The 20,208-nt window shown below is 62.8% G+C and carries 21 protein-coding genes; 11 read left to right on the top strand and 10 right to left on the bottom strand.

Annotated elements, in window-relative coordinates; translation table 11 throughout:
• Positions 1 to 83: 83 nt before the first annotated feature.
• From AC54AF_RS25545 to AC54AF_RS25510, 8 genes are all read left to right on the top strand, one after another.
• Positions 84 to 395 (top strand): hypothetical protein, encoded by a 312-nt coding sequence (locus AC54AF_RS25545; protein ID WP_496638803.1) that lies wholly within the window; start codon positions 84 to 86, stop codon positions 393 to 395.
• Positions 392 to 1,624, top strand: coding sequence for a UbiH/UbiF family hydroxylase (locus tag AC54AF_RS25540; protein ID WP_496638802.1), 1,233 nt, complete (start codon positions 392 to 394; stop codon positions 1,622 to 1,624). Before AC54AF_RS25545 ends, AC54AF_RS25540 begins: the two co-directional genes overlap by 4 nt.
• 159 nt (positions 1,625 to 1,783) lie before the next feature.
• Entirely contained in the window at positions 1,784 to 2,500 is a 717-nt protein-coding gene (locus AC54AF_RS25535) for a DsbC family protein (protein WP_496638801.1), read from the top strand.
• A 132-nt stretch (positions 2,501 to 2,632) separates the two neighbouring features.
• Positions 2,633 to 3,091 carry a (2Fe-2S)-binding protein gene (locus AC54AF_RS25530; protein WP_034753534.1) on the top strand — a complete coding sequence of 153 codons (459 nt, stop codon included), beginning with the start codon at positions 2,633 to 2,635 and terminating at the stop codon, positions 3,089 to 3,091.
• A 10-nt stretch (positions 3,092 to 3,101) separates the two neighbouring features.
• Positions 3,102 to 5,366: a xanthine dehydrogenase family protein molybdopterin-binding subunit gene (locus AC54AF_RS25525; protein ID WP_496638800.1), complete on the top strand. Its 2,265-nt coding sequence runs from the start codon at positions 3,102 to 3,104 to the stop codon at positions 5,364 to 5,366.
• Positions 5,367 to 5,379: 13 nt separating this feature from the next.
• Positions 5,380 to 5,988 (top strand): nucleotidyltransferase family protein, encoded by a 609-nt coding sequence (locus tag AC54AF_RS25520; protein ID WP_496638799.1) that lies wholly within the window; start codon positions 5,380 to 5,382, stop codon positions 5,986 to 5,988.
• Between the two features lie 27 nt (positions 5,989 to 6,015).
• Positions 6,016 to 7,908 carry a M61 family metallopeptidase gene (locus AC54AF_RS25515; protein WP_496638798.1) on the top strand — a complete coding sequence of 631 codons (1,893 nt, stop codon included), beginning with the start codon at positions 6,016 to 6,018 and terminating at the stop codon, positions 7,906 to 7,908.
• A gap of 214 nt (positions 7,909 to 8,122) precedes the next feature.
• Entirely contained in the window at positions 8,123 to 9,298 is a 1,176-nt protein-coding gene (locus AC54AF_RS25510) for a GGDEF domain-containing protein (protein ID WP_496638797.1), read from the top strand.
• Here the strand turns inward: AC54AF_RS25510 and AC54AF_RS25505 are convergent.
• From AC54AF_RS25505 to rpe, 7 genes are all read right to left on the bottom strand, one after another.
• On the bottom strand, positions 9,249 to 9,704 hold the full coding sequence (locus AC54AF_RS25505; RefSeq protein ID WP_496638796.1) for an energy transducer TonB: 456 nt from the start codon (positions 9,702 to 9,704) through the stop codon (positions 9,249 to 9,251). The genes AC54AF_RS25510 and AC54AF_RS25505 overlap by 50 nt on opposite strands.
• Positions 9,705 to 9,733: 29 nt before the next feature.
• Positions 9,734 to 10,534, bottom strand: a complete 801-nt coding sequence (gene trpC / locus AC54AF_RS25500; protein ID WP_131689916.1) for an indole-3-glycerol phosphate synthase TrpC — start codon at positions 10,532 to 10,534, stop codon at positions 9,734 to 9,736.
• A 33-nt stretch (positions 10,535 to 10,567) separates the two neighbouring features.
• Positions 10,568 to 11,611: an anthranilate phosphoribosyltransferase gene (gene trpD, locus AC54AF_RS25495; protein ID WP_496638795.1), complete on the bottom strand. Its 1,044-nt coding sequence runs from the start codon at positions 11,609 to 11,611 to the stop codon at positions 10,568 to 10,570.
• 65 nt (positions 11,612 to 11,676) lie between these two features.
• Positions 11,677 to 12,240 (bottom strand): aminodeoxychorismate/anthranilate synthase component II, encoded by a 564-nt coding sequence (locus tag AC54AF_RS25490; protein WP_496638804.1) that lies wholly within the window; start codon positions 12,238 to 12,240, stop codon positions 11,677 to 11,679.
• 1 nt (position 12,241) lies between these two features.
• A complete protein-coding gene (gene trpE, locus AC54AF_RS25485; protein WP_131689919.1) occupies positions 12,242 to 13,738 on the bottom strand; it encodes an anthranilate synthase component I in 1,497 nt (498 codons plus the stop codon).
• A 269-nt stretch (positions 13,739 to 14,007) separates the two neighbouring features.
• Positions 14,008 to 14,712, bottom strand: coding sequence for a phosphoglycolate phosphatase (locus AC54AF_RS25480; RefSeq protein ID WP_131689920.1), 705 nt, complete (start codon positions 14,710 to 14,712; stop codon positions 14,008 to 14,010).
• Positions 14,712 to 15,386 (bottom strand): ribulose-phosphate 3-epimerase, encoded by a 675-nt coding sequence (gene rpe, locus AC54AF_RS25475; protein WP_086145604.1) that lies wholly within the window; start codon positions 15,384 to 15,386, stop codon positions 14,712 to 14,714. The genes AC54AF_RS25480 and rpe overlap by 1 nt, the downstream gene beginning before the upstream one ends.
• A 165-nt stretch (positions 15,387 to 15,551) precedes the next feature.
• On the opposite strand from rpe, the gene apaG reads away from it, so the two are divergent.
• Positions 15,552 to 15,926 carry a Co2+/Mg2+ efflux facilitator ApaG/CorD gene (gene apaG, locus AC54AF_RS25470; RefSeq protein WP_496638794.1) on the top strand — a complete coding sequence of 125 codons (375 nt, stop codon included), beginning with the start codon at positions 15,552 to 15,554 and terminating at the stop codon, positions 15,924 to 15,926.
• Between the two features lie 23 nt (positions 15,927 to 15,949).
• Here apaG and AC54AF_RS25465 read toward each other — a convergent pair whose 3' ends face one another.
• Positions 15,950 to 16,096: a hypothetical protein gene (locus tag AC54AF_RS25465; protein WP_496638793.1), complete on the bottom strand. Its 147-nt coding sequence runs from the start codon at positions 16,094 to 16,096 to the stop codon at positions 15,950 to 15,952.
• A gap of 10 nt (positions 16,097 to 16,106) precedes the next feature.
• On the opposite strand from AC54AF_RS25465, the gene mltA reads away from it, so the two are divergent.
• Positions 16,107 to 17,384, top strand: a complete 1,278-nt coding sequence (gene mltA, locus AC54AF_RS25460) for a murein transglycosylase A (protein ID WP_496638792.1) — start codon at positions 16,107 to 16,109, stop codon at positions 17,382 to 17,384.
• Positions 17,385 to 17,418: 34 nt separating this feature from the next.
• Here mltA and AC54AF_RS25455 read toward each other — a convergent pair whose 3' ends face one another.
• Together AC54AF_RS25455 and AC54AF_RS25450 are read right to left on the bottom strand one after the other, a co-directional pair.
• Positions 17,419 to 17,856 carry a universal stress protein gene (locus AC54AF_RS25455; RefSeq protein WP_131689922.1) on the bottom strand — a complete coding sequence of 146 codons (438 nt, stop codon included), beginning with the start codon at positions 17,854 to 17,856 and terminating at the stop codon, positions 17,419 to 17,421.
• Positions 17,857 to 17,993: 137 nt separating this feature from the next.
• Complete coding sequence (locus tag AC54AF_RS25450; RefSeq protein ID WP_496638791.1) at positions 17,994 to 19,295, bottom strand: MFS transporter; 1,302 nt, start codon at positions 19,293 to 19,295, stop codon at positions 17,994 to 17,996.
• Positions 19,296 to 19,371: 76 nt separating this feature from the next.
• On the opposite strand from AC54AF_RS25450, the gene AC54AF_RS25445 reads away from it, so the two are divergent.
• Positions 19,372 to 20,148, top strand: a complete 777-nt coding sequence (locus tag AC54AF_RS25445) for an enoyl-CoA hydratase (protein ID WP_131689924.1) — start codon at positions 19,372 to 19,374, stop codon at positions 20,146 to 20,148.
• Positions 20,149 to 20,208 lie beyond the last annotated feature (60 nt).

The raw sequence follows: 20,208 nt of genomic DNA, 5'->3' as shown, positions 1-20,208 counted from the left end.
ACCGACACAAGGATTTTCAATCCTCTGCTCTACCGACTGAGCTACCAGGCCAAGGTGGCGAATTATAGCAGACCAAAACGGGAATGCAAGAGCTGACTGTAACTTTTCCTGGATTTACGAGGTATGCCTGCCTTTTATTGTCGCAGCTAGTATTTTTATCAACAAGAGATGGGCGCCTGGTGTGGCCGTTGGCAGGACATGGTCTAGATCTTGTCGATGACCAAACACGCCAACTGGCGGTCGAGGCGGCCACGCCCGTCACCTTCATCGGCACGCCCGGCGCGGGCATTTCTGCGCCAAGATCAAGAATACTTCAAATCTTTGGCTTTCCCCCGTTTTCGCAGGCGGACGCGCATGCTGAAACGGAGACGGCAAACGCTATAATGGCCGCATGAACAGTCCCTCTTCCCCCACCATGCGGCGCTGCATGCATAGCCACAGCGACGTTTGCATCGTCGGCAATGGCGCCATCGCGAAAACCACGGCGCTGGCGTTTGCCCAGGCAGGACAAAGCGTCACCCTGTTATCCCCGGTCAGCCCTCCGGCACCTACCGCCAAGCCGGTCGAAGCCAGCTGGGACGTGCGCGTGTATGCGCTCAATCACACGGCGCACCAGCTGCTGTCGTCGCTGAAGGTGTGGGGCGCCCTGGAGGCCGACAGGGTGGCGCCCGTTGACGCCATGCTGGTCAACGGCGATGGCGCGCAGGCGGGCGGACTCGGTTTCGACGCCTACGGCGCCCGTGTGGGCACCTTGGCGTGGATCATCGAAGACCGCAACCTGGGCCAGGCATTGGATGCGGCCCTGAAATTCGCGCCGAACGTCAATGTGCTGCAGGGCCGCGCCAGCCGCCTGGAATGGACGAATGATTCGGCCATCGTGCATCTCGATGGCGGCGACACCATCACCTGCGCGCTGGTGGTGGGCGCGGACGGCGCCCAGTCCTGGGTGCGCGGCCAGTGCGACATCGGCCTCGATTACCGCGCGTATGGCCAGCGCGGCGTGGTCAGCAACTTCGCTTGCGAAAAGCCGCACCATGGCGCGGCCCACCAGTGGTTCACGGGCAGCGAAGGCATCGTCGCGCTGCTGCCGCTGCCGGGCGACCGCGTCTCTCTCGTCTGGTCGGCGCCCGATGCGCTGGCCGATACCTTGATGGCCGAATCGGCCGACGCCCTGGCCGTGCGTCTGGCCGCATACTGCCACGACAAACTGGGCAAGCTGACGCCGTTGCAGCCGGAGCTGGTGCGCGCCTTCCCATTGACCCTGATGCGCCCGCACGCCATGGTGGCGCCGCGCGTGGCGTTGGTCGGCGACGCCGCCCACGTGGTGCATCCGATGGCGGGCCACGGCATGAACCTGGGTTTTGCCGACGTGGCGCAGCTGGTCAAGACGATCGCCGAGCGCGAAGCGCACCGCGGCATCGGCGACGAACGCGTGCTGGCCCGCTATGCCCGCGCGCGCAAGGAAGACGTGCTGCTGATGCAGCTGGCCACCGATGGCCTGGCGCGATTATTTGGCGCCGATCTGGAGCCGTTGCGCGTGGTTCGCAATTTGGGATTAAACTTGCTGGATAAATTGCCGGCCCTGAAGCGAAAAATGATTGCGCACGCGTTGGGACATCCGTAAATATCAGTCATTCTTAAGATATCGCCGGATAATGGCAGGTGTGAAAATTCAAGGTCGCCGCAGCTGGTCTGCGGCGATCGTTTTGTCAAAGAGATAATGACGTCGGGCCAGGGGCCAGTTCCGCCAGGCGTTTCAAGTGGAGAAGTGATCGTGATAAAAATGAGCAGAATCGCATTGGTGCTGGCCTCTGGCCTGATGATGTCGTGCGCTGGCGCGGAAACGCCGACGGAAGCGAACATCAAGAAGCTGATCGAACCGCGCCTGGGCGAAGGCGCCAAGGTCGACTCGGTCAAGGAAACCCCATACGGTGGTCTGTACGAAGTGCGCACGGGCGGCGACATCCTGTACACGGACAAGGCCGCGCAATACCTTTTCGTCGGCCACGTCTTCGACGCCAAGACGTCGCAAGACCTGACCAAGGTACGCCTGGACGAAGTCAACCGCATCAAGTTCTCCGACCTGCCGCTCGATTCCGCCATGAAGACCGTCAAGGGCAATGGCAAGCGCGTGATCGCCGTGTTCGAAGATCCGAACTGCGGCTATTGCAAGCGCTTCCGCCAGAACGCGCTGAAGGAAATCGACAACGTCACCGTCTACACCTTCATGTATAACATCCTGTCGCCGGACTCCATCGCCAAGTCGCGCAATGTGTGGTGCGCGCCGGACCGCAACAAGGCCTGGGATGACTGGATGTTGAACGGCAAGGCGCCAGCCACGGTGGCCGCCACTTGCGCCAACCCGCATGAAAAAATTCTGGCCCTGGGCCAGCAGTTGCGCGTCTCGGGCACGCCTGCCATCTTCTTTGCCGACGGCAGCCGCATTCCGGGCGCGGTCGATGCGAAGACGCTGGAACAGAAATTCTCGACCATTAAGTAATCCGGGCTGTCGCCAGGAAGGCTGGACGGCGCGCCCTCGCAAGGCGCGCTTTTTTTTTGCACTTTTTTCCGCTGTCGTATCATCAAGTGTTGTTTGTAGACGCCATAACAATCCAAAAAGGGGAAGCAGCAGATGATTACCTTGAATATCAACGGACGCGACACGCAAGTCGACGCCGATCCTTCCACGCCCATTCTGTGGGCGCTGCGCGATAACCTGAACATGACGGGCACCAAGTTCGGTTGCGGCGCGGCCCTGTGCGGCGCTTGCACGGTGCACCTCGACGGCCAGCCGATCCGCTCGTGCATCACGCCGATTTCCTCGGTCGGCGCGCAAAAGATCACCACCATCGAAGCGATGGAAAACGACCAGGTGGGCAAGGCCGTGCAGGCGGCCTGGGTACGCCATGACGTGCCGCAATGCGGCTACTGTCAAAGCGGCCAGGTTATGAGCGCCACGGCCCTGCTGCGCACCAACAAGGCGCCCAGCGACGCCGACATCGACGGCGCCATGAGCGGCAATATCTGCCGCTGCGGCACCTATCAACGGATCCGCGCAGCCATCAAGGACGCGGCCAAGACCCTGGCCTGAGGAGAGCGACATGCGTATCGAATGGTTGAATCAGGAAGCATTGCAGCATGGCGGCGTGACCCTGGGCGCGGCGCTGGCAGCGGCGCCGGTGGCGTTGGCCGATGGCGTGTCGCGGCGCGCTTTCATGCAGGCCGGCGCGGTGGCGGGCGGCGGCTTGATGCTGGGCTTTTTCCTGCCCGGCGCGGGCAAGCTGGCGCAGGCGGCCGATGCCGCTCCCGCCAAGCCCGTGTATGCGCCGAACGCCTTCTTGCACATCGCTCCCGATAACACGGTGACGGTGCAGGTGAACCGGCTGGAATTCGGCCAGGGCGTGCAAACGAGCTTGCCCATGCTGATCGCCGAGGAACTCGACGCCGACTGGAGCCTGGTGCATGGCGCATTGGCGCCCGCCGGCGAGCAGTACAAGGATGCCGCCTACGGCATGCAGATGACGGGCGGCTCGGGCAGCATCGCCCATTCGTTTACCCAGTACCGCGAAATCGGCGCCAAGGCGCGCGCCATGCTGGTCGGCGCCGCCGCCGCGCAATGGAAAGTCAACCCTGACCAGGTGCGCGCCGCCAAGGGCGTGCTGTATGGCCCCGGCGGGCAAAAGGCGACCTACGGCGAGTTTGCCGATGCGGCCATGCGCCAGAGCGTGCCCACCACCGTCAAGCTGAAGGACCCGCGCGATTTTTCCATCATCGGCAAGCCAGTGAAACGCCTCGACGCGGCCGCCAAGTCCACGGGAAAACAGCAGTTCGGCATCGACTTCAAGCCGCCCGGCGCGAAAGTGGCGATGGTGGCGCGCCCTCCCGTGTTTGGCGCCAGGGTGGCGAAATTCGACGCCAGCAAGGCCAAGGCCATCAAGGGCGTGCTCGAGGTGCTGGAGGTGAAGACCGACCGAGGCGGGAGCGGCGTGGCGGTGATTGCCGACGGCTACTGGCCCGCGAAGCAGGGGCGCGATGCGCTGGTGATCGAGTGGGATGCCAGCGCCGTGGAAAAGGTCAGCAGCGACAAGCAGCTGGCCGCCTTCAAGGCGCTGGCGAAAACGCCGGGTACGGTGGCGCGCGCATTCGATGTCGCCGCATTGTCCAAGGCGCCGAAAAAGATCGAAGCCGTCTACGAATTTCCCTACCTGGCGCACGCGCCGATGGAACCGCTCAACTGCGTCGTCGACCTGCAAGCGGACAAATGCACGATGTGGGTGGGCTCGCAATTCCAGACGGGTGACCAGGCGGCGATTGCCGCCACCTCGGGTCTGAAGCCCGAGCAGGTGACCCTGCATACGATGATGGCCGGCGGCGGCTTCGGCCGGCGCGCCGTGCCCTCGTCCGACTACGTGGTCGAAGCCGTCAACGTCGCCAAGGCGTACCGGGCGGCGGGCAAGAGCGGGCCATTGAAGCTGATGTGGAGCCGCGAGGATGACATCAAGGGCGGCTACTACCGGCCGTCGCATGTGCACCGCGCGCAGATCGGCCTTGACGCCAAAGGGAAAATTCTCGCCTGGGACCACACCATCGTGGGCCAGTCCATCATGGCCGGCACGCCGTTCGAAGCCTTCATGGTGAAAAATGGCGTCGATGGCACCATGGTCGAAGGCATGGGCGAGCCGTACACCCTGCCGCTGAAGCTGTCCGTGCACACGGCCAAGGCGAACGTGCCCGTGCTGTGGTGGCGCTCCGTCGGTTCGACGCATACGGCCTTCGTCATGGAAACCCTGATCGACGAGGCGGCGCACGTGGCGAAGATGGATCCGGTCGCCTACCGCAAGCAGCTGATCGACGCCAAGCACACGCGCCACATCGCCGCGCTGGACCTGGCCGTGGCCAGGTCCGGCTACGGCAGGAAGAAGCTGCCAAAGGGGCAAGCCTGGGGCGTGGCCATGCATGAATCGTTCAATTCCGTCGTCGCCTACGTGGTGACGGCATCGGTGGTCCAAGGCGCGCCCAGGCTGCACCAGGTGTGGGCGGGCGTGCACTGCAACCTGGCCGTCAATCCCTTGACGATCGAGGCGCAAGTGCAGGGCGCCGCGCTGATGGCGCTGGGCATGACCATTCCCGGCGCGGCCATCACGCTCAAGGATGGCGTGGTGGAGCAGCAGAACTTCGGCGACTACCCGGTGCCGCGCATGCCCGACATGCCGGTGATCGAGGTGCACCTCGTGCCGTCGGGCGATGCGCCGACGGGCATGGGCGAGCCGGGCGTGCCGCCATTGGCGCCGGCGTTTGCCAACGCGCTGTTCGCCCTGACGGGCAAGCGCCTGCGCAAGCTGCCGTTCGACCTGGCGGCCGCATGACGGCAGCCGTTTTTTGAGTACGGTCGGCATCTTGCTGGCAGCCGGAAGGGGACGCAGGTTCGATCCTTCCGGCGTGCAGAACAAATTATTGCAGCCTCTGACGGAAGGCCCGCATGCGGGCTTGCCGGTGGTGGTGGCGGCCGCAGAAGCCATGCTGGCGGCCTTGCCGCGCGTGCTGGCCGTGGTGCGTGCCGACGATACGCAGGTGGCGCGCGTGCTCGGCGCGCTGGGCTGCGAGGTGCGCGTCTGCCATGATGCCGACACGGGCATGGCCGCCTCGCTCACCTGCGCCATCGATTGCGTGCGCGGCGCGCCGGGCTGGCTGATCGCCCTGGGCGACATGCCTTGGGTGGAAGCAGTTACAATCGCCGCCTTGTCGCGCGCCATCGGCGATGGCGCGCGCATCGCCGTGCCCGTGTTCCAGGGGCGGCGCGGCAACCCTGTCGCGTTCAGTGCCTTCCACTTGCCGCTGCTGCTGGCGCTCGATGGCGACCAGGGAGCGCGCAGCATCGTCAACAGCCATGCCGTATGCGAAGTGACAGTGGACGACAGCGGCATCTTGCGCGATATTGATACACCTGACGATTTGTCGCCGGTGCCTGGCGCGCCCGGGCGATTGTAGAACATCCATGCCAGACACGAGGAAAACATGAAGAAAGCACCGATTCAAAAAATCACCGCCAAGGCGGGAGCCAAGGCAAGCGGCAAAGCCACAAGCAAAGCCGCGGCGAAAAGCGCAGTGAAAGCCACGCCGGCCGCCGGCATCCTCTACAGCATCGCCGCCGCCGATTTGGCTGGCCATATGTTCAAAGTGACGTTGAGCATCAAGTCGCCGGCCGCCATCGGCCAGGTATTGTCCTTGCCGGCCTGGATTCCGGGCAGCTACATGATCCGCGAATTTTCGCGCAACATCGTCAGCATCCGCGCAGAGTCCGAGGGCAAGGCCGTGGCGCTGGCCAAACTGGACAAGCACTCGTGGCAGGCCGCGCCGTGCCAGGGGCCGTTGACGGTCGAATACGACGTGTATGCCTGGGATTTGTCCGTGCGCGCCGCGCACCTGGACCAGAACCACGGCTTCTTCAACGGCACCAGCGTGTTCCTGCGCGTGCTGGGCCAGGAGTCCGACGCCCATGAAGTGCACATCGTGCAGCCGAAGGATGCGGCCTGCAAGACATGGAGAGTCGCCACCACCCTGCCGGAACTCAAAGCCAGGCGCTATGGCTTCGGCAGCTACCAGGCGGCCAACTACGACGAGCTGATCGACCACCCGGTGGAGATGGGCGACTTCGCGCTGGCCACCTTCACTGCTTACGGCGTGCCGCACGATATCGTCGTCACCGGCAAGGTGCCGAACCTGGACCTGGACCGTCTGTGCCGCGACCTGAAAGCCATCTGCGAAACGCAGATCGCCTTCTTCGAGCCGAAGACAAAGAAAGCGCCGATGGACCGCTATGTGTTCATGACCATGGCCGTCGGCGACGGTTATGGCGGCCTGGAGCACCGCGCCTCGACGGCGCTGATCTGCGCGCGCGCCGACTTGCCGACGACGGCGTCGAGCAGCACCGAGATCGGCGACGGCTACCTGAAATTCCTGGGCCTGTGCAGCCACGAGTACTTCCACACCTGGAACGTCAAGCGCATCAAGCCGGCCGCCTTTGCGCCGTACAACCTGCAGGCGGAAAGCTACTCGCCGCTGCTGTGGCTCTTCGAAGGCTTCACCAGCTATTACGATGACCTGATGCTGGTGCGCGCGGGCCTGATCGACGAGGCGGCCTATTTCAAGTTGCTGGGCAAGACCGTCAACAGTGTCTTGCGCGGCAGCGGCCGCACCAAGCAAAGCGTGGCCGATTCCAGCTTCGATGCCTGGGGCAAGTACTACCGCCAGGATGAAAACGCGCCGAACGCCATCGTCAGCTATTACACCAAGGGTTCGCTGATCGCGCTGGCCTTCGACCTGACGCTCCGCAGCAAGACGAATGGCGAAAAGTCGCTGGACGACGTGATGCAGGCCTTGTGGCAGCGCTATGGCCGCGATTTCTACAGGGGCAAAGCGCGTGGCGTGACGCCGGCCGAAGTCGAAGCCCTGTTCGATGAGATCTCCGGCACGCGCATGAAACCGTTCTTCGAACGCTACATCCGCGGCACGGACGACGTGCCACTGGCGCGCCTGCTGGCGCCGTTCGGCGTGAAATACAGCGATGCGCGCAAGGCGGAAAAAGCCAGCCTGGACGTCAACCTGGGCCGCGACGGCAATGACGCCAAACTGGCGCAGGTGCACCAGGGCGGCGCCGCCCACCTGGCCGGCCTGTCGGCGGGCGACGTGCTGGTGGCAGTCGACGGCTTGCGCGTGACGGGTACCAACCTCGACACCTTGCTGGGCCGTTACGCCGTCGGCGCCAAGGTGGCGATCCACGCCTTCCGCCGCGACGAACTGATGACATTCACCGCCGTGCTGCAGGGCGACCGCGTGCCCGGTGTCAGCTTGACCCTGCTGCCGGCGCCAAAGAAGGTCACGGGGCCGAAGCGTCCTAGCGCCGCATGATGCTGTCTGTCGTGCAGTAAGACAGAAAACCGGCCGTGACTGGCCGGTTTTTCATTTCAAGCAGCAATTTATCAAATGCAACTCATCCGTCGAAATGGTGGCGTGCCATCATATTTACTGCAAATGAACTAATTTTTCTTTAACTAAACTAAAATTGCCGAACTGTCTCTTTTAGATCGCCCCCAACGTGCAAACCCTCGATCCTCGAACGATCATGCTGATGACGACCCTGATGTGCGGGGCGATGAGCATCGTCATGTTCTCGGTGTATCGCAGTTTCCGGCGCGAGGTGCATGGCCTGGGGCATTGGGCGGCCGGCTTGCTGCTGCTCGTGTGCGCGTCGCTGCTGTTTGGCGCCCGCGAAGTGCTGCCGCCGGCATTGTCCATGATCGCGGCCAACGCGGCGCTGGTGGCCGGCATCGGCCTGTCGATGCTGGGCACGGAGACATTCTTTGGCCTGGCGCCCAGCCGCCGCGCCTATCTGCTGATACTTGCCCTGTCCATCGCAGGCAGTAGCTGGTGGCTGCTGGTGCACCCTGATTTCTCGGCGCGCGTGGCGGTCTTCTCCCTGCTGGTCTTCCTGTTTTACGCGCGCCAGGTGCAGTTGGTGTGGCGCCATGGTGAGCGCCATTTCTCCAGTCTTTTCTTTGGCGCGCTGATGCTGACGCAAGCCGTCGTGGTGCTGGCGCGCGGCGTATCGGCCTTGCTGCATGGCGGCGCCAGCGTGAACCTGGCAGTGGCCGGCACGCCGGCCGGCATCTATCTGGCGGTCGCCAATTTCATGGCACTGCTGCTGACGGTGGGCTTCATGACGGTGGCGACGCGCCGCCTGCAGCAGATACTGGAGCGCCGCTCGACCCACGATCCACTGACGCAGGTGCTGAACCGGCGCGGTTTTGGCGACGCCTATGCGCGCGAAGTAGACAATCCGCGCCGTCGCTGTTTGCCGCTGACACTGCTCAGCATCGACCTCGATTACTTCAAATCGATCAATGACCGCTACGGTCACGCCGTGGGCGACCAGGTGCTGGCGCATGTGGCAATCGTTATCAAAGGCGCCTTGCGCGAATCGGATTGCGTGGCGCGTTTCGGCGGCGAGGAGTTCGTCGTGCTGATGCCGGACATGCCGGCGCATGATGCGCTGGGCGTGGCCGAACGCATCCGCACCTTGCTGCACGAACCGAATCATGCGGGCCTGCCAGCATGCACGGTCAGCATCGGCGTCGCTTGCCAGGCATCGGTGGTGGAGGGGCTGGAACAGTTGCTGTCGCGCGCCGATGCGGCCCTGTACCTGGCCAAGGAGCGGGGACGCGACTGCGTCGAACTTGATACTTGCGCGCTTACTGTGGACCGGACAAGGTCCGCAGCTGGAACCGGTACTGGTCGTTGAACAGGAAGGTTTCGGAAAAATCGAAGGTCCGGGCGTGGCGGCGCATCAAGTGTCCCGCCGGCGGAAAGAACGCCGGCACGCGCCGCACGGCGGCCAGCGCCGCGGCCGATGCCTGGCTGTTGCGAGAACGGTGTACCTGCACGCTTTTCAGCTCGCCGTCGGGCCCCACGCTCAGGTCGAGCACGACGATGGCCGGCAGCATGGGCGGCAGGCGCCCGCTGAACGTGTATTCCCCGTTGGCCGCCATGATCTGCTGCGCCACCAGCAATTTGTAGGCGTCGATGCTGGCGGCGAGCTGTATCGCGGCGGGCGTGCGAGCGGGCGTAGGTGTGGGCGTGCGCGCCGCTGGCGGGGCCGCAGTCTGGCAAGCCGACAGCAGGCTGGCGGCGGCAAGGACGATCATCACGTGTCTCATGCCTGCCAGCCTACCATGGTTTAGCTGAACAGGCGTTCCAGCTCCACGCCGGGGTCGGGCGCGCGCATGAACGCTTCGCCCACCAGGAAGCTGTGGATGTGTGCATCGCGCATGCGTTGCACGTCGGCCGTGCTGTGGATGCCCGATTCCGTGATGATCAATTTGTCTTGCGGGATGCGCGGCAAGAGATTGATGGTCGTGTCGAGCGAGGTTTCGAAGGTGCGCAGATTGCGGTTGTTGATGCCGATCAGCGCGCTCTTGAGTTTCAATGCCGCCGTCAGTTCTTCGCCGTCGTGGCTTTCGATCAGCACGCCCATGCCCAGTTCGTGGGCGCACGCTTCCATCTCGGCCATCAGGCCATGGTCTAGCGCAGCGACGATCAAGAGGATGCAGTCAGCGCCCATGGCGCGCGCTTCATAGATCTGGTACATGTCGACCATGAAATCCTTGCGCAGCACGGGAATGGCGCAGGCGGCGCGCGCCTGCTGCAGATATGCCACGGATCCCTGGAAGAACTGTTCATCCGTCAGCACGGACAGGCAGGCCGCGCCATGCGCCGCATAGCTGGCGGCGATGTCCGCCGGGCGGAAGTCGGCGCGGATCACGCCTTTCGATGGCGACGCTTTTTTCACTTCGGCGATGATGCCAGGCTTGCCGGCGGCGATGTGCTGGCGCAGGCTTGCTTCAAAGCCGCGCAAGCCGGCGCGCAGGGCGCTGTCGCTTTCCACGTCGCCGCGCAGGCTGGCCAGGCTGCGGTGCGCCTTGGCCTTGGCCACTTCGTCGGCTTTTACGGCCAGGATTTTATCGAGTATGTCGGACATGATGGTCGCTATTCTATAAAGGAGGGCGGATGCTTACGCTTGCTTTGGTGTGCCCAGCTGCTGCGTGACCTGCACGAATTGATCGAGTTTTGCCAGGGCCGCGCCCGAGTTGACGGCTGCGCGCGCACGCGCCAGGCCGTCTTCGATCGAACTGGCCACGCCGGCCGCATATAGCGCCGTGCCCGCGTTCAGGGCGACGATGTCTGCGGCCGCACCGGGCTCGCCGCGCAGCGCTTCCATCATCTTGGCTTTCGATTCGATGGCATCGGCCACCTTCAGGTTGCGGCTGGCGATCATCGACATGCCGAAGTCTTCGGGGTGGATTTCATATTCGCGGATTTCGCCGTTGACCAGTTCACCGACCATGGTAGCGGCACCGAGCGACACTTCGTCCATATTGTCGCGGCCATACACGACGATGGCATGCTGCGCGCCCAGGCGCTGCAGCACGCGCACCTGGATGCCGACCAGGTCGGCATGGAATACGCCCATCAGGATATTCGGCGCGCCGGCGGGATTGGTCAGCGGTCCTAAAATATTGAAGATGGTGCGCACGCCCAGTTCGCGGCGCACGGGGGCCGCATGCTTCATGGCCGCATGGTGGTTGGGCGCGTACATGAAGCCGATGCCCGTCTGCGCGATCGACTGGGCGATCTGCTCGGGCTGCAGGTTGATGTTGACGCCCAGGGAGTCCAGCACGTCGGCGCTGCCGGACGAGGACGAGACGCTGCGCCCGCCATGCTTGGCCACGCGCGCGCCGGCGGCGGCGGCGACAAACATCGAGGCGGTGGAAATATTGAAAGTGTGCGCGCCGTCGCCGCCCGTGCCGACGATGTCGAGCAGGTTGGTGGTGTCGGCCATGGGCACCTTGGTGGAAAACTCGCGCATCACTTGCGCGGCGGCGGCGATTTCGCCGATGGTTTCCTTTTTCACGCGCAGGCCCATGGTGAGCGCCGCGATCATGGTGGGCGACATGTCGCCGGACATGATCTGGCGGAACAGGTACAGCATTTCGTCGTGAAAGATTTCGCGGTGTTCGATGCAGCGCAGCAGAGCTTCTTGTGGGGTGATCGGCATGATGCTTCCTTCTTCAATGATGGCGCAGGAGGACACTGATGGCACGCCGTGGCGTGCGCATGGAATCAGCGCTCGAGGAAATTCTTCAGCAGGGCGTGGCCGTGCTCCGAGAGGATCGATTCGGGGTGGAACTGCACGCCCTCGATATCGTATTCCCGGTGTCGCACGCCCATGATTTCGCCGTCGTCCGTCCACGCCGTCACTTCCAGGCAGGAAGGCAGCGAGGCGCGTTCGATCGCCAAAGAGTGGTAGCGGATCACTGTGAAGGGGCTGGGGATATCCTTGAAGACGCCCACGCCCGTATGCGCGATGAGGGAAGTCTTGCCATGCATGACTTGCTTGGCGCGGATGACCTTGCCGCCAAACGCCTCGCCGATGGCCTGGTGGCCCAGGCATACGCCCAGTATCGGCTTCTTGCCGGCGAAGTGCTTGAGCACTTCCACCGAAATGCCCGCCTGTGCCGGCGCTTTCGGGCCGGGCGAGATGCAGATGCGGTCCGGGTTCAGCGCCGCGATCTGTTCGATCGTGATTTCATCGTTGCGGTAGACCCGCACGTCTTCGCCCAACTCGCCGAAATACTGCACGATGTTGTAGGTGAAGGAGTCGTAGTTGTCGATCATCAGCAGCATCTTAAAACCCTCCATCCAGGCCATCTTGCACTTGTTCGGCGGCGCGCAGTACGGCGCGCGCCTTGTTTTCCGTTTCCTGCCATTCCATTTCGGGGATGGAGTCGGCCACGATGCCGGCCGCGGCCTGCACATACAGCATGCCGTTCTTGACCACACCCGTGCGGATGGCGATCGCCACATCCATTTCGCCGCCAAACGACAGGTAGCCGCAGGCACCGCCATAGATGCCGCGCTTGGTGATTTCCAGTTCGTCGATCACTTCCATGGCGCGCACTTTCGGTGCGCCTGTCAGGGTGCCGGCGGGGAAGGTCGCGCGCAGCACGTCCAGGTTCGACAAACCTTCCTTCAGGGTGCCTTCCACGTTCGAGACGATGTGCTGCACATGCGAGTATTTTTCGATGACCATGCGGTCGGTGACTTGCACGCTGCCCGTCTCGGCGATGCGGCCGATGTCGTTGCGCGCCAGGTCGATCAGCATCACGTGCTCGGCGATCTCTTTCGGATCGGCCAGCAGTTCGGCCGACAATTCGGCGTCGCGCTCAGGCGTGGCGCCGCGCGGACGGGTGCCGGCGATGGGGCGCAAGGTGACTTTCTTGCCGCCGTCGGCCGTCTTCTCGTTGCGCACCAAAATCTCGGGCGAGGCGCCGATGATCTGCATGTCCCCGAAATTATAGAAGTACATATACGGCGACGGGTTGAGCGAACGCAAGGCGCGGTACAAGGTCAGCGGCGAATCGACATATGGCTTGCGGATGCGCTGGCCGATCTGCACCTGCATCAGGTCGCCCGCCATCACGTATTCATGCGCCTTGGCGACGGCCTTCAGGTAGTCTTCCTTGGAAAAGTCGCGGATGGTTTCCGTGCGAACGGAAGCGCTGGTGACGGGTGCATCGACACCGCGGCGCAGCATCATGCGCAAGTCCTTCAGGCGCTGCTGCGCTTTCGAAAACGATTCGGGCTGCGTGGTGTCGGCGTAGACGATCAGATAGAGCTTGCCGGACAGGTTGTCGATGACGGCCAGTTCTTCCGTCACCATCAGCTGGATGTCGGGCAGGTTCAAGTCATCTTTCGGCGCACCGCCGGCCAGTTTTTTCTCGATGTGGCGCACGGTGTCGTAGCCGAAGTAGCCGGCCAGGCCACCGCAGAAGCGCGGCATGCCGGGGCGCAGGGCGACCTTGAAGCGCGACTGGAACTGTTCGATGAAGTCGAGCGGATTACCTTCGTGTTCTTCGATCACGCTGCCGTTCTTGACGATTTCGGTGCGTTTGCCGTAGCTGCGCAACACGGTCGTGGCGGGCAAGCCGATGAAGGAATAGCGGCCGAAGCGTTCGCCGCCGACGACGGATTCGAGCAGGAAGGTGTTCTTGCCACCTTGTTGGGCCTGTGCCAGTTTCAGGTACAGGGTGAGCGGGGTTTCCAGGTCGGCGAACGCTTCCGCGATCAGGGGGATGCGGTTGTAGCCTTGCTGGCCCAGCGATTTGAATTCGAGTTCGGTCATGTTTCTCTCCATGCCGTCAGGGTATGAGTGTGCATAGTGCACAAACCCTGCGGTGGGTTATCAAAAAACTTGCCGGTACATGCAACACGCGCAAAATGCGCAAAGGACGCGTGTGTAGCCGGCAGCAATCGTAACGGCTCGGCGCTTAGGCCTGCCAGGATTGCCAGCGTCGCCAAAGCCAGGCCTCAATCGAGCCGGTTTGGGTGACATTGTGTTTTTTGATGAGAAACGTGTTCACGATATGGTGTTGGGTTTGGTCAGTATGCCGGTTAGTTTTGCATGCCAATAAAACGGGCTGCTTCGAGCAGTGTCTTTACTATACCATCGGAATCGGTATCGTGTATAGAGTGCCCGTGATTGTAGCCATACGGTACCGTCAGTACGGGACAAGCCGCAGCCCTGGCCGCTTGCGCGTCATTCGAGGAGTCGCCGATGGCCACCACTCTGGATGGCGGCAAGTCGAAGTCCGCACACACTTGCAGCAGCGGCATGGGGTGCGGTTTTTTCTGCGGCAGCGAATCGCCGCCATACACGATCTCGAAATACTGGTCCAGGTTTTTCAGTTTCAGCAGGGGCAGGGCGAAGGCGATCGGTTTGTTGGTGACGCAGGCCAGGCGCAAGCCCGCCGCCTGCATCGCCGCCAGCCCCGCTTCCACGTCCGGGTACAGGGTGCTGAACTGGCCATTGATGGCCAGGTAGTGGCGCTGGTAGCCCTCCATCGCCTGCTCGAAATGCTGTTCCACGCCAGCGGCATCGAAGTCGAGCGCCAGCACGGTGCGGATCAGGTTTTCCGAGCCCTTGCCCACCATCAGCTTGATGGCGTCGGCGCTGATGGGCGCCAGGTCCAGTTCGGCGCGCATGCCATTGATGGCGACATGAAAATCGGGCACGGTGTCGAGCATCGTGCCATCGAGGTCGATGATGGCGGCGCGCACGCCGGCCAGTACGTGGTCTTTCACCGTGCCCGCTTGCATCAGGCGCCCGCTACTTTGGCCAATTCTGCGCGCATGGCATCGATGACGGCCTTGTAGTCCGGCTTGCCGAAGATGGCCGAGCCGGCGACAAAGGTGTCGGCGCCGGCAGCCGCGGCAGCGGCGATGTTGTCGATCTTGATGCCGCCATCGACTTCGAGCATGATGTCACGGCCCGATTCGTCGATCATGCGGCGCGCTTCGGCGATTTTCTTCAGCGCTTGCGGAATGAAGGACTGGCCGCCGAAGCCCGGGTTGACGGACATGATCAGGATGATGTCGATCTTGTCCATCACGTGTTCCAGGTAGTGCAGCGGCGTGCCCGGGTTGAACACCAGGCCCGATTTGCAGCCATTGTCGCGGATCAGCTGCAAGGAACGGTCGACGTGATCCGACGCTTCCGGGTGAAAGGTGATGATGTTCGCGCCAGCCTTGGCGAAATCCGGGATAATGCGATCGACAGGCTTGACCATCAGATGCACATCGATGGGCACTTGCACGTGCGGGCGGATCGCTTCGCATACCAGCGGACCGATGGTCAGGTTCGGCACGTAATGGTTATCCATCACGTCGAAGTGGATGATGTCGGCGCCGGCGGTAACGACGTTGCGCACTTCCTCGCCCAGGCGGGCAAAGTCGGCGGACAGGATGCTGGGAGCGATACGGAATGTTGTCATGGTGAAGTAGCCAAAGGATAGAAAATGCGATTTGCGCTATTTTACGCCTGACGCCGCTACCATGCTTCATTGAAGTACGGTGAAACACCGAATACGCATCGCGCGATGGCCAATGCGTCGCGCGCGACACACAATATGACTGGCAATGTCTGAATAGGAATGACGATGGCGACTTATGAATTTACGGTAACGGTCAAGACGCAATATCTGCCCGAGCAATCGGCACCGGACCAGGGACGGTACGTGTTCAGCTACACGATTCGCGTCGTCAACACGGGCACAGCTGGCGCGCAACTGATTTCGCGCCACTGGGTCATCACGGATGCGAACAACAAGGTGGAAGAGGTACGGGGCCTGGGCGCCGTCGGCCACCAGCCGCTGCTGCAGCCGGGCGAGCAGTTCGAATACACGAGCGGCACCATGCTGGGCACGCCGCAAGGCTCGATGCACGGCGAATACTTCTGCGTGGCCGAGGATGGACATCAGTTCGAAGCGCCGATCCCCGAGTTCGTGCTGTCGGTGCCGCGTACCCTGCATTAAGGAAACGCCGGGGGCTTGCCTCCTTACTTCAGTTTTTCGGTGGCGTCCTGTTCTTCACTGAGCTGCTTGCGCGCCGGTGGTGCGGGTTTTTTACCCGCATACATGGTCCACCAGACTATAAATGCCAGCAAGAAGAACGCCACCAGCGCCTCTATCATCAAGATCCACATACACCCCCCTATGTTATTTACCCGCAGCTTAGTATTTACCCGCCGTCTGTTGACACGCGGTAGTCTACCCGTTTCAGTCGGTGCCGTCGCGCTTGCGCTTTCCGCCTGTACCACGCCGCCGGCAGAGCCGGTCACCGCGACTGGCAAGGCCCCGGCCATCGCTCCGACCGTCGTCAGGCCAGTGCCTGCCAAGCCGGCCGAGGCCAAGGATGCCAAAGACGTGACCGATGCTGCGGCCCCAACGTTCGTGCCGGCCAAGTTCGCCGCCTTGCCAGGCTGGACCCGCGACGACATGCGCGCCGCCTGGCCGGCGTTCATGGCTTCGTGCGGCGTGCTGGTGAAGCGTCCGGACTGGAAGGAATCGTGCACGATAGCGCGCCAGGTCAATGCCGACAGCGACAAGGCCATCCGCCTGTTTTTCGAGACTTTCTTTGTGCCCAATCAAGTCATTACCGCCGATGGCGCCAGTACCGGCTTGGTGACCGGCTATTACGAGCCGCTGCTGCACGGGGCGCGCAAGCGCGGCGGTCCATACCAGACGCCGCTGTACAAGGTGCCCGACGACCTCGTCTCGGTGGACCTGGCCGGCGTGTATCCGGAATTGAAGAACATGCGCTTGCGGGGCAAGCTGGTCGGCAAGAAGGTGATACCGTACGCGACCCGCGCCGACATCGAGCGCGCCACGTCCGTCACGGGCAAGGAATTGCTGTGGGTGGATGATGAAGTGGAAGCATTCTTCCTGCAAGTGCAGGGCAGCGGCAGGGTGCAACTGACCGATACGCAGGAAACCGTGCGCGTGGCGTACGCGGACCAGAATGGTCATCCGTATAAATCGATCGGCCGCTACCTGGTCGACAAGGGCGAGCTGACCCTGAGCCAGGCATCCGCGCAGGGCATCAAGGCGTGGATCGCCGGCCACCCCACGCGCAAGGATGAATTGTTCAACGCTAATCCCAGCTATGTCTTTTTCAAGGAAGAGCGTCTGCCGGACCCGAAAGTGGGGCCGAAGGGCGCGCTGGGCGTGCCGTTGACACCGCAGCGCTCGGTGGCCATCGATTCGCGTTTCCTGCCGCTGGGTGCGCCCGTGTTCCTGTCCACCACGCAAGCCAATAGCGAAATTCCCATGCAGCGCCTGGTGATGGCGCAGGATACGGGCGGCGCCATTCGCGGACCGATCCGTGTCGATTATTTCTTTGGCTTTGGCGTGGAAGCGGCCGAGAATGCGGGCCGCATGAAGCAGAGCGGCGCCGTGTGGGTGTTGCTGCCGAAACAGGCGCCGGCGCGCTGAGTTTCTCGCGGCGCCGGGCGGGTCGTGGTGTCGCTTAGCGCAAGACCATCACTGGCAAGTGAGTATGCGCCAGCACTTTTTGCGTTTCGCTGCCCACGAACAGCTTGTTCAAGCCCTTGCGGCCATGCGAGGCCATCAGGATGATGTCGCAATGGTGGGTCTGCGCCGCATTGACGATTTCATCGTGCGGGCTCGGCGACACGGCCACCACGCCTTCGAAAGGCACGCCGGCGGCGCGCGCCGCTGCGCCGATCTTGTCGATGGCGCGTTGCGACGCTTCCTGCATCTGCTGTTCATACAGGCTGGCGTCGAGCACGATGCCGCCGTCGGCCATCGGCGAGAACGGGAAGGGCTGCACCACGCTGATGGCGACCAGCTTGGCTTTGTTCAGTTGGGCGAAGGCGAGGGCGGTCTCGGCGGCTTTGTCGGACAACGGCGAGCCGTCGGTGGGGAATAAGATGGTGTTAAACATAGCGTGCTCCTCAAGTGATGTAAGACAGCTTATGGATTTACATCAACTAAAACCTTGATGTAAATCAAACCTCGCAAGCTTTGGCATGAATAGTGTCACCAAGGCAATCTTTCAGCAGTGTATGCCCGTTCATCGCTTCAGGTGCGCACGCTACGCAGCGGCGTGCCCCACACCATGGCGACCGTCAACAGGATGCTGCCTGCCGCGATGCACGCCAGGCCATTGCGCACGCCGAAGTGTTCCGCTACCCAGCCGGCGGCCAGCGCGCCCAGCGGCGCGGTTGCCACCGTCAGGAAGCGCATGGTCGACGTCATGCGGCCCAGCATGGGGTCCGGCGTGACCTTCTGGCGCAAACCCAGGTAGGGAATAAAGAACAGCATCACGCCGCAATCGAAAAAGAACATCAATATGGCATACGCCACGGCGCTGGCGGCCGCGCTGCCAAATAGCGCGGCGGGAATCGTTGGCGTCAGGGCAAAGCAGAGCGAAGTCGATGCCAGGCCGATCAGGATCGTGCGGCCGGCGCCATGGCGGCGCGTCAGCGGCTTGACGATGAAGGCGCTGAGCAAGACGCCGGCGCCGCCCAGCATCTGCGTCATGCCCAGCACCCCAGGGCTCATGCCCAGGTCGCGCGTGGCGAACAGCACCGTCAAGGCCATGCTGGCGTAAAACAGGAAGTGCCAGATACCGGCACCCCAGGCCAGCGCGCGCAGCAGTGGTTCGCGCCAGACAAACAGCAAGCCGTCGGCGATGTCGCGCAGGGCGTGCTTGTCGGATGGAGCCGGTCGCGGATCGCGTACGCTCATGGCGCGCAGATTGCAGACGGAAATCAGATAACCGCAAGCCGTGCACAGGATGGCGACGGGCGCGGACAAGACTTGCACCAGCACGCCGGCCAGGCCGGGGCCGATCAGGCGTGAAGCCGATTCGGTGGCGGCGAATTTCGATTGCGCATCGATCAAGCCATCGCGGCCCACCAGGAAGGTCAGAAACACTTGCTCGGCACCGCCACCGACGACGAAGCCCGTGCCGATGATGAACCCCACTATATACAACCATGGCATCGACAGCACGCCGCACCAGTAAGCCACGGCCACGCTGGCCAGGGCCAGGCCGGACATGCTTTCGCTGAAGAGCATGATCGGGTGCTTGCTGCGCCGGTCCAGCAGCACGCCGACGGGCAAGCCGAACAGGGCGAACGGCAGCGCTTGCAGAGCGACCAGCACGCCCATCTGCTCAGGCGTCGCGTGCAATAACAGTACCGCGCACAGGGGCAGGGCCAGCGAGGTGATCTGGGCGCCGAAGCAATTGAGGCCGTTGCTGAACCACAGGCGGCGGAAATTGACGCTGGCGGCGCTGCCGTCGCCGCGCAGGTAGTGGGCGCAGTATTGAAAGAAGGAGGAGAAAATACGCTGCTCGATAAAGGTGACCGGGCTCACAATAATAGCAGCGCGCCTGTCGCGCCGCTGCCGTTAGCCGCTACAATCGTTGCACCGTTCATCCAGAGGAGACACTATGCAATACGAAGACTTGATCATCGATATCCAGGACAAAGTGGCGGTCATCCGCCTGAATCGCCCGAAGGCCTTGAACGCCTTGAACGACAATATGATGAATGAGCTGGGCGACGCCCTGCTGAAGTTCGACGCGGATGACAATATCGGCTGTATCGTGCTCACGGGCAGCGAAAAAGCGTTTGCCGCCGGCGCTGACATCGCCGCCATGGCCGATTACACCTACCCCGATACCTTTACCCAGGGCTATATCAGCCGCAACTGGGAGCATATCTTGCGCGTGCGCAAACCGGTGGTGGGCGCGGTGGCTGGCTACGCACTCGGTGGCGGCTGCGAACTGGCCATGATGTGTGATTTCCTGATCGCCGCCGACAGCGCCAAGTTCGGCCAGCCGGAAATCAAGGTCGGCGTCACGCCAGGCGCGGGTGGTACGCAGCGTCTGCCGCGCGCCATCGGCAAGGCCAAGGCCATGGATCTGCTGCTGACGGCACGCACCATCGACGCTGCCGAGGCGGAACGCATCGGCCTGGTGTCACGCGTGGTGCCGGCTGACAAGTTGCTGGAAGAAACCTTGGCCGCCGCCAAGACCATCGCCGCCATGCCGACCTCGGTGGCCATGATGATCAAGGATTGCGTCAATCGCGCCTTTGAGACGACCTTGACCGATGGCGTCGCCTACGAGCGCCGTTTGTTCCAGGCCGCCTTCGGGACGCCTGCGCAAAAAGAAGGCATGCACGCTTTCCTGGAAAAGCGCTTGCCAAACTTCGATGGTCTTTGATATGATTCGCCTCCCCAATGAGACGCACTAGTTTGCGGCACAAAAGGGACGGCCCTCCGG

Source organism: Janthinobacterium sp. JF4 (assembly GCF_059617925.1).
Note: the sequence above shows the minus strand (reverse complement) of the source record. Positions and strands in the feature narration are given on the sequence as shown.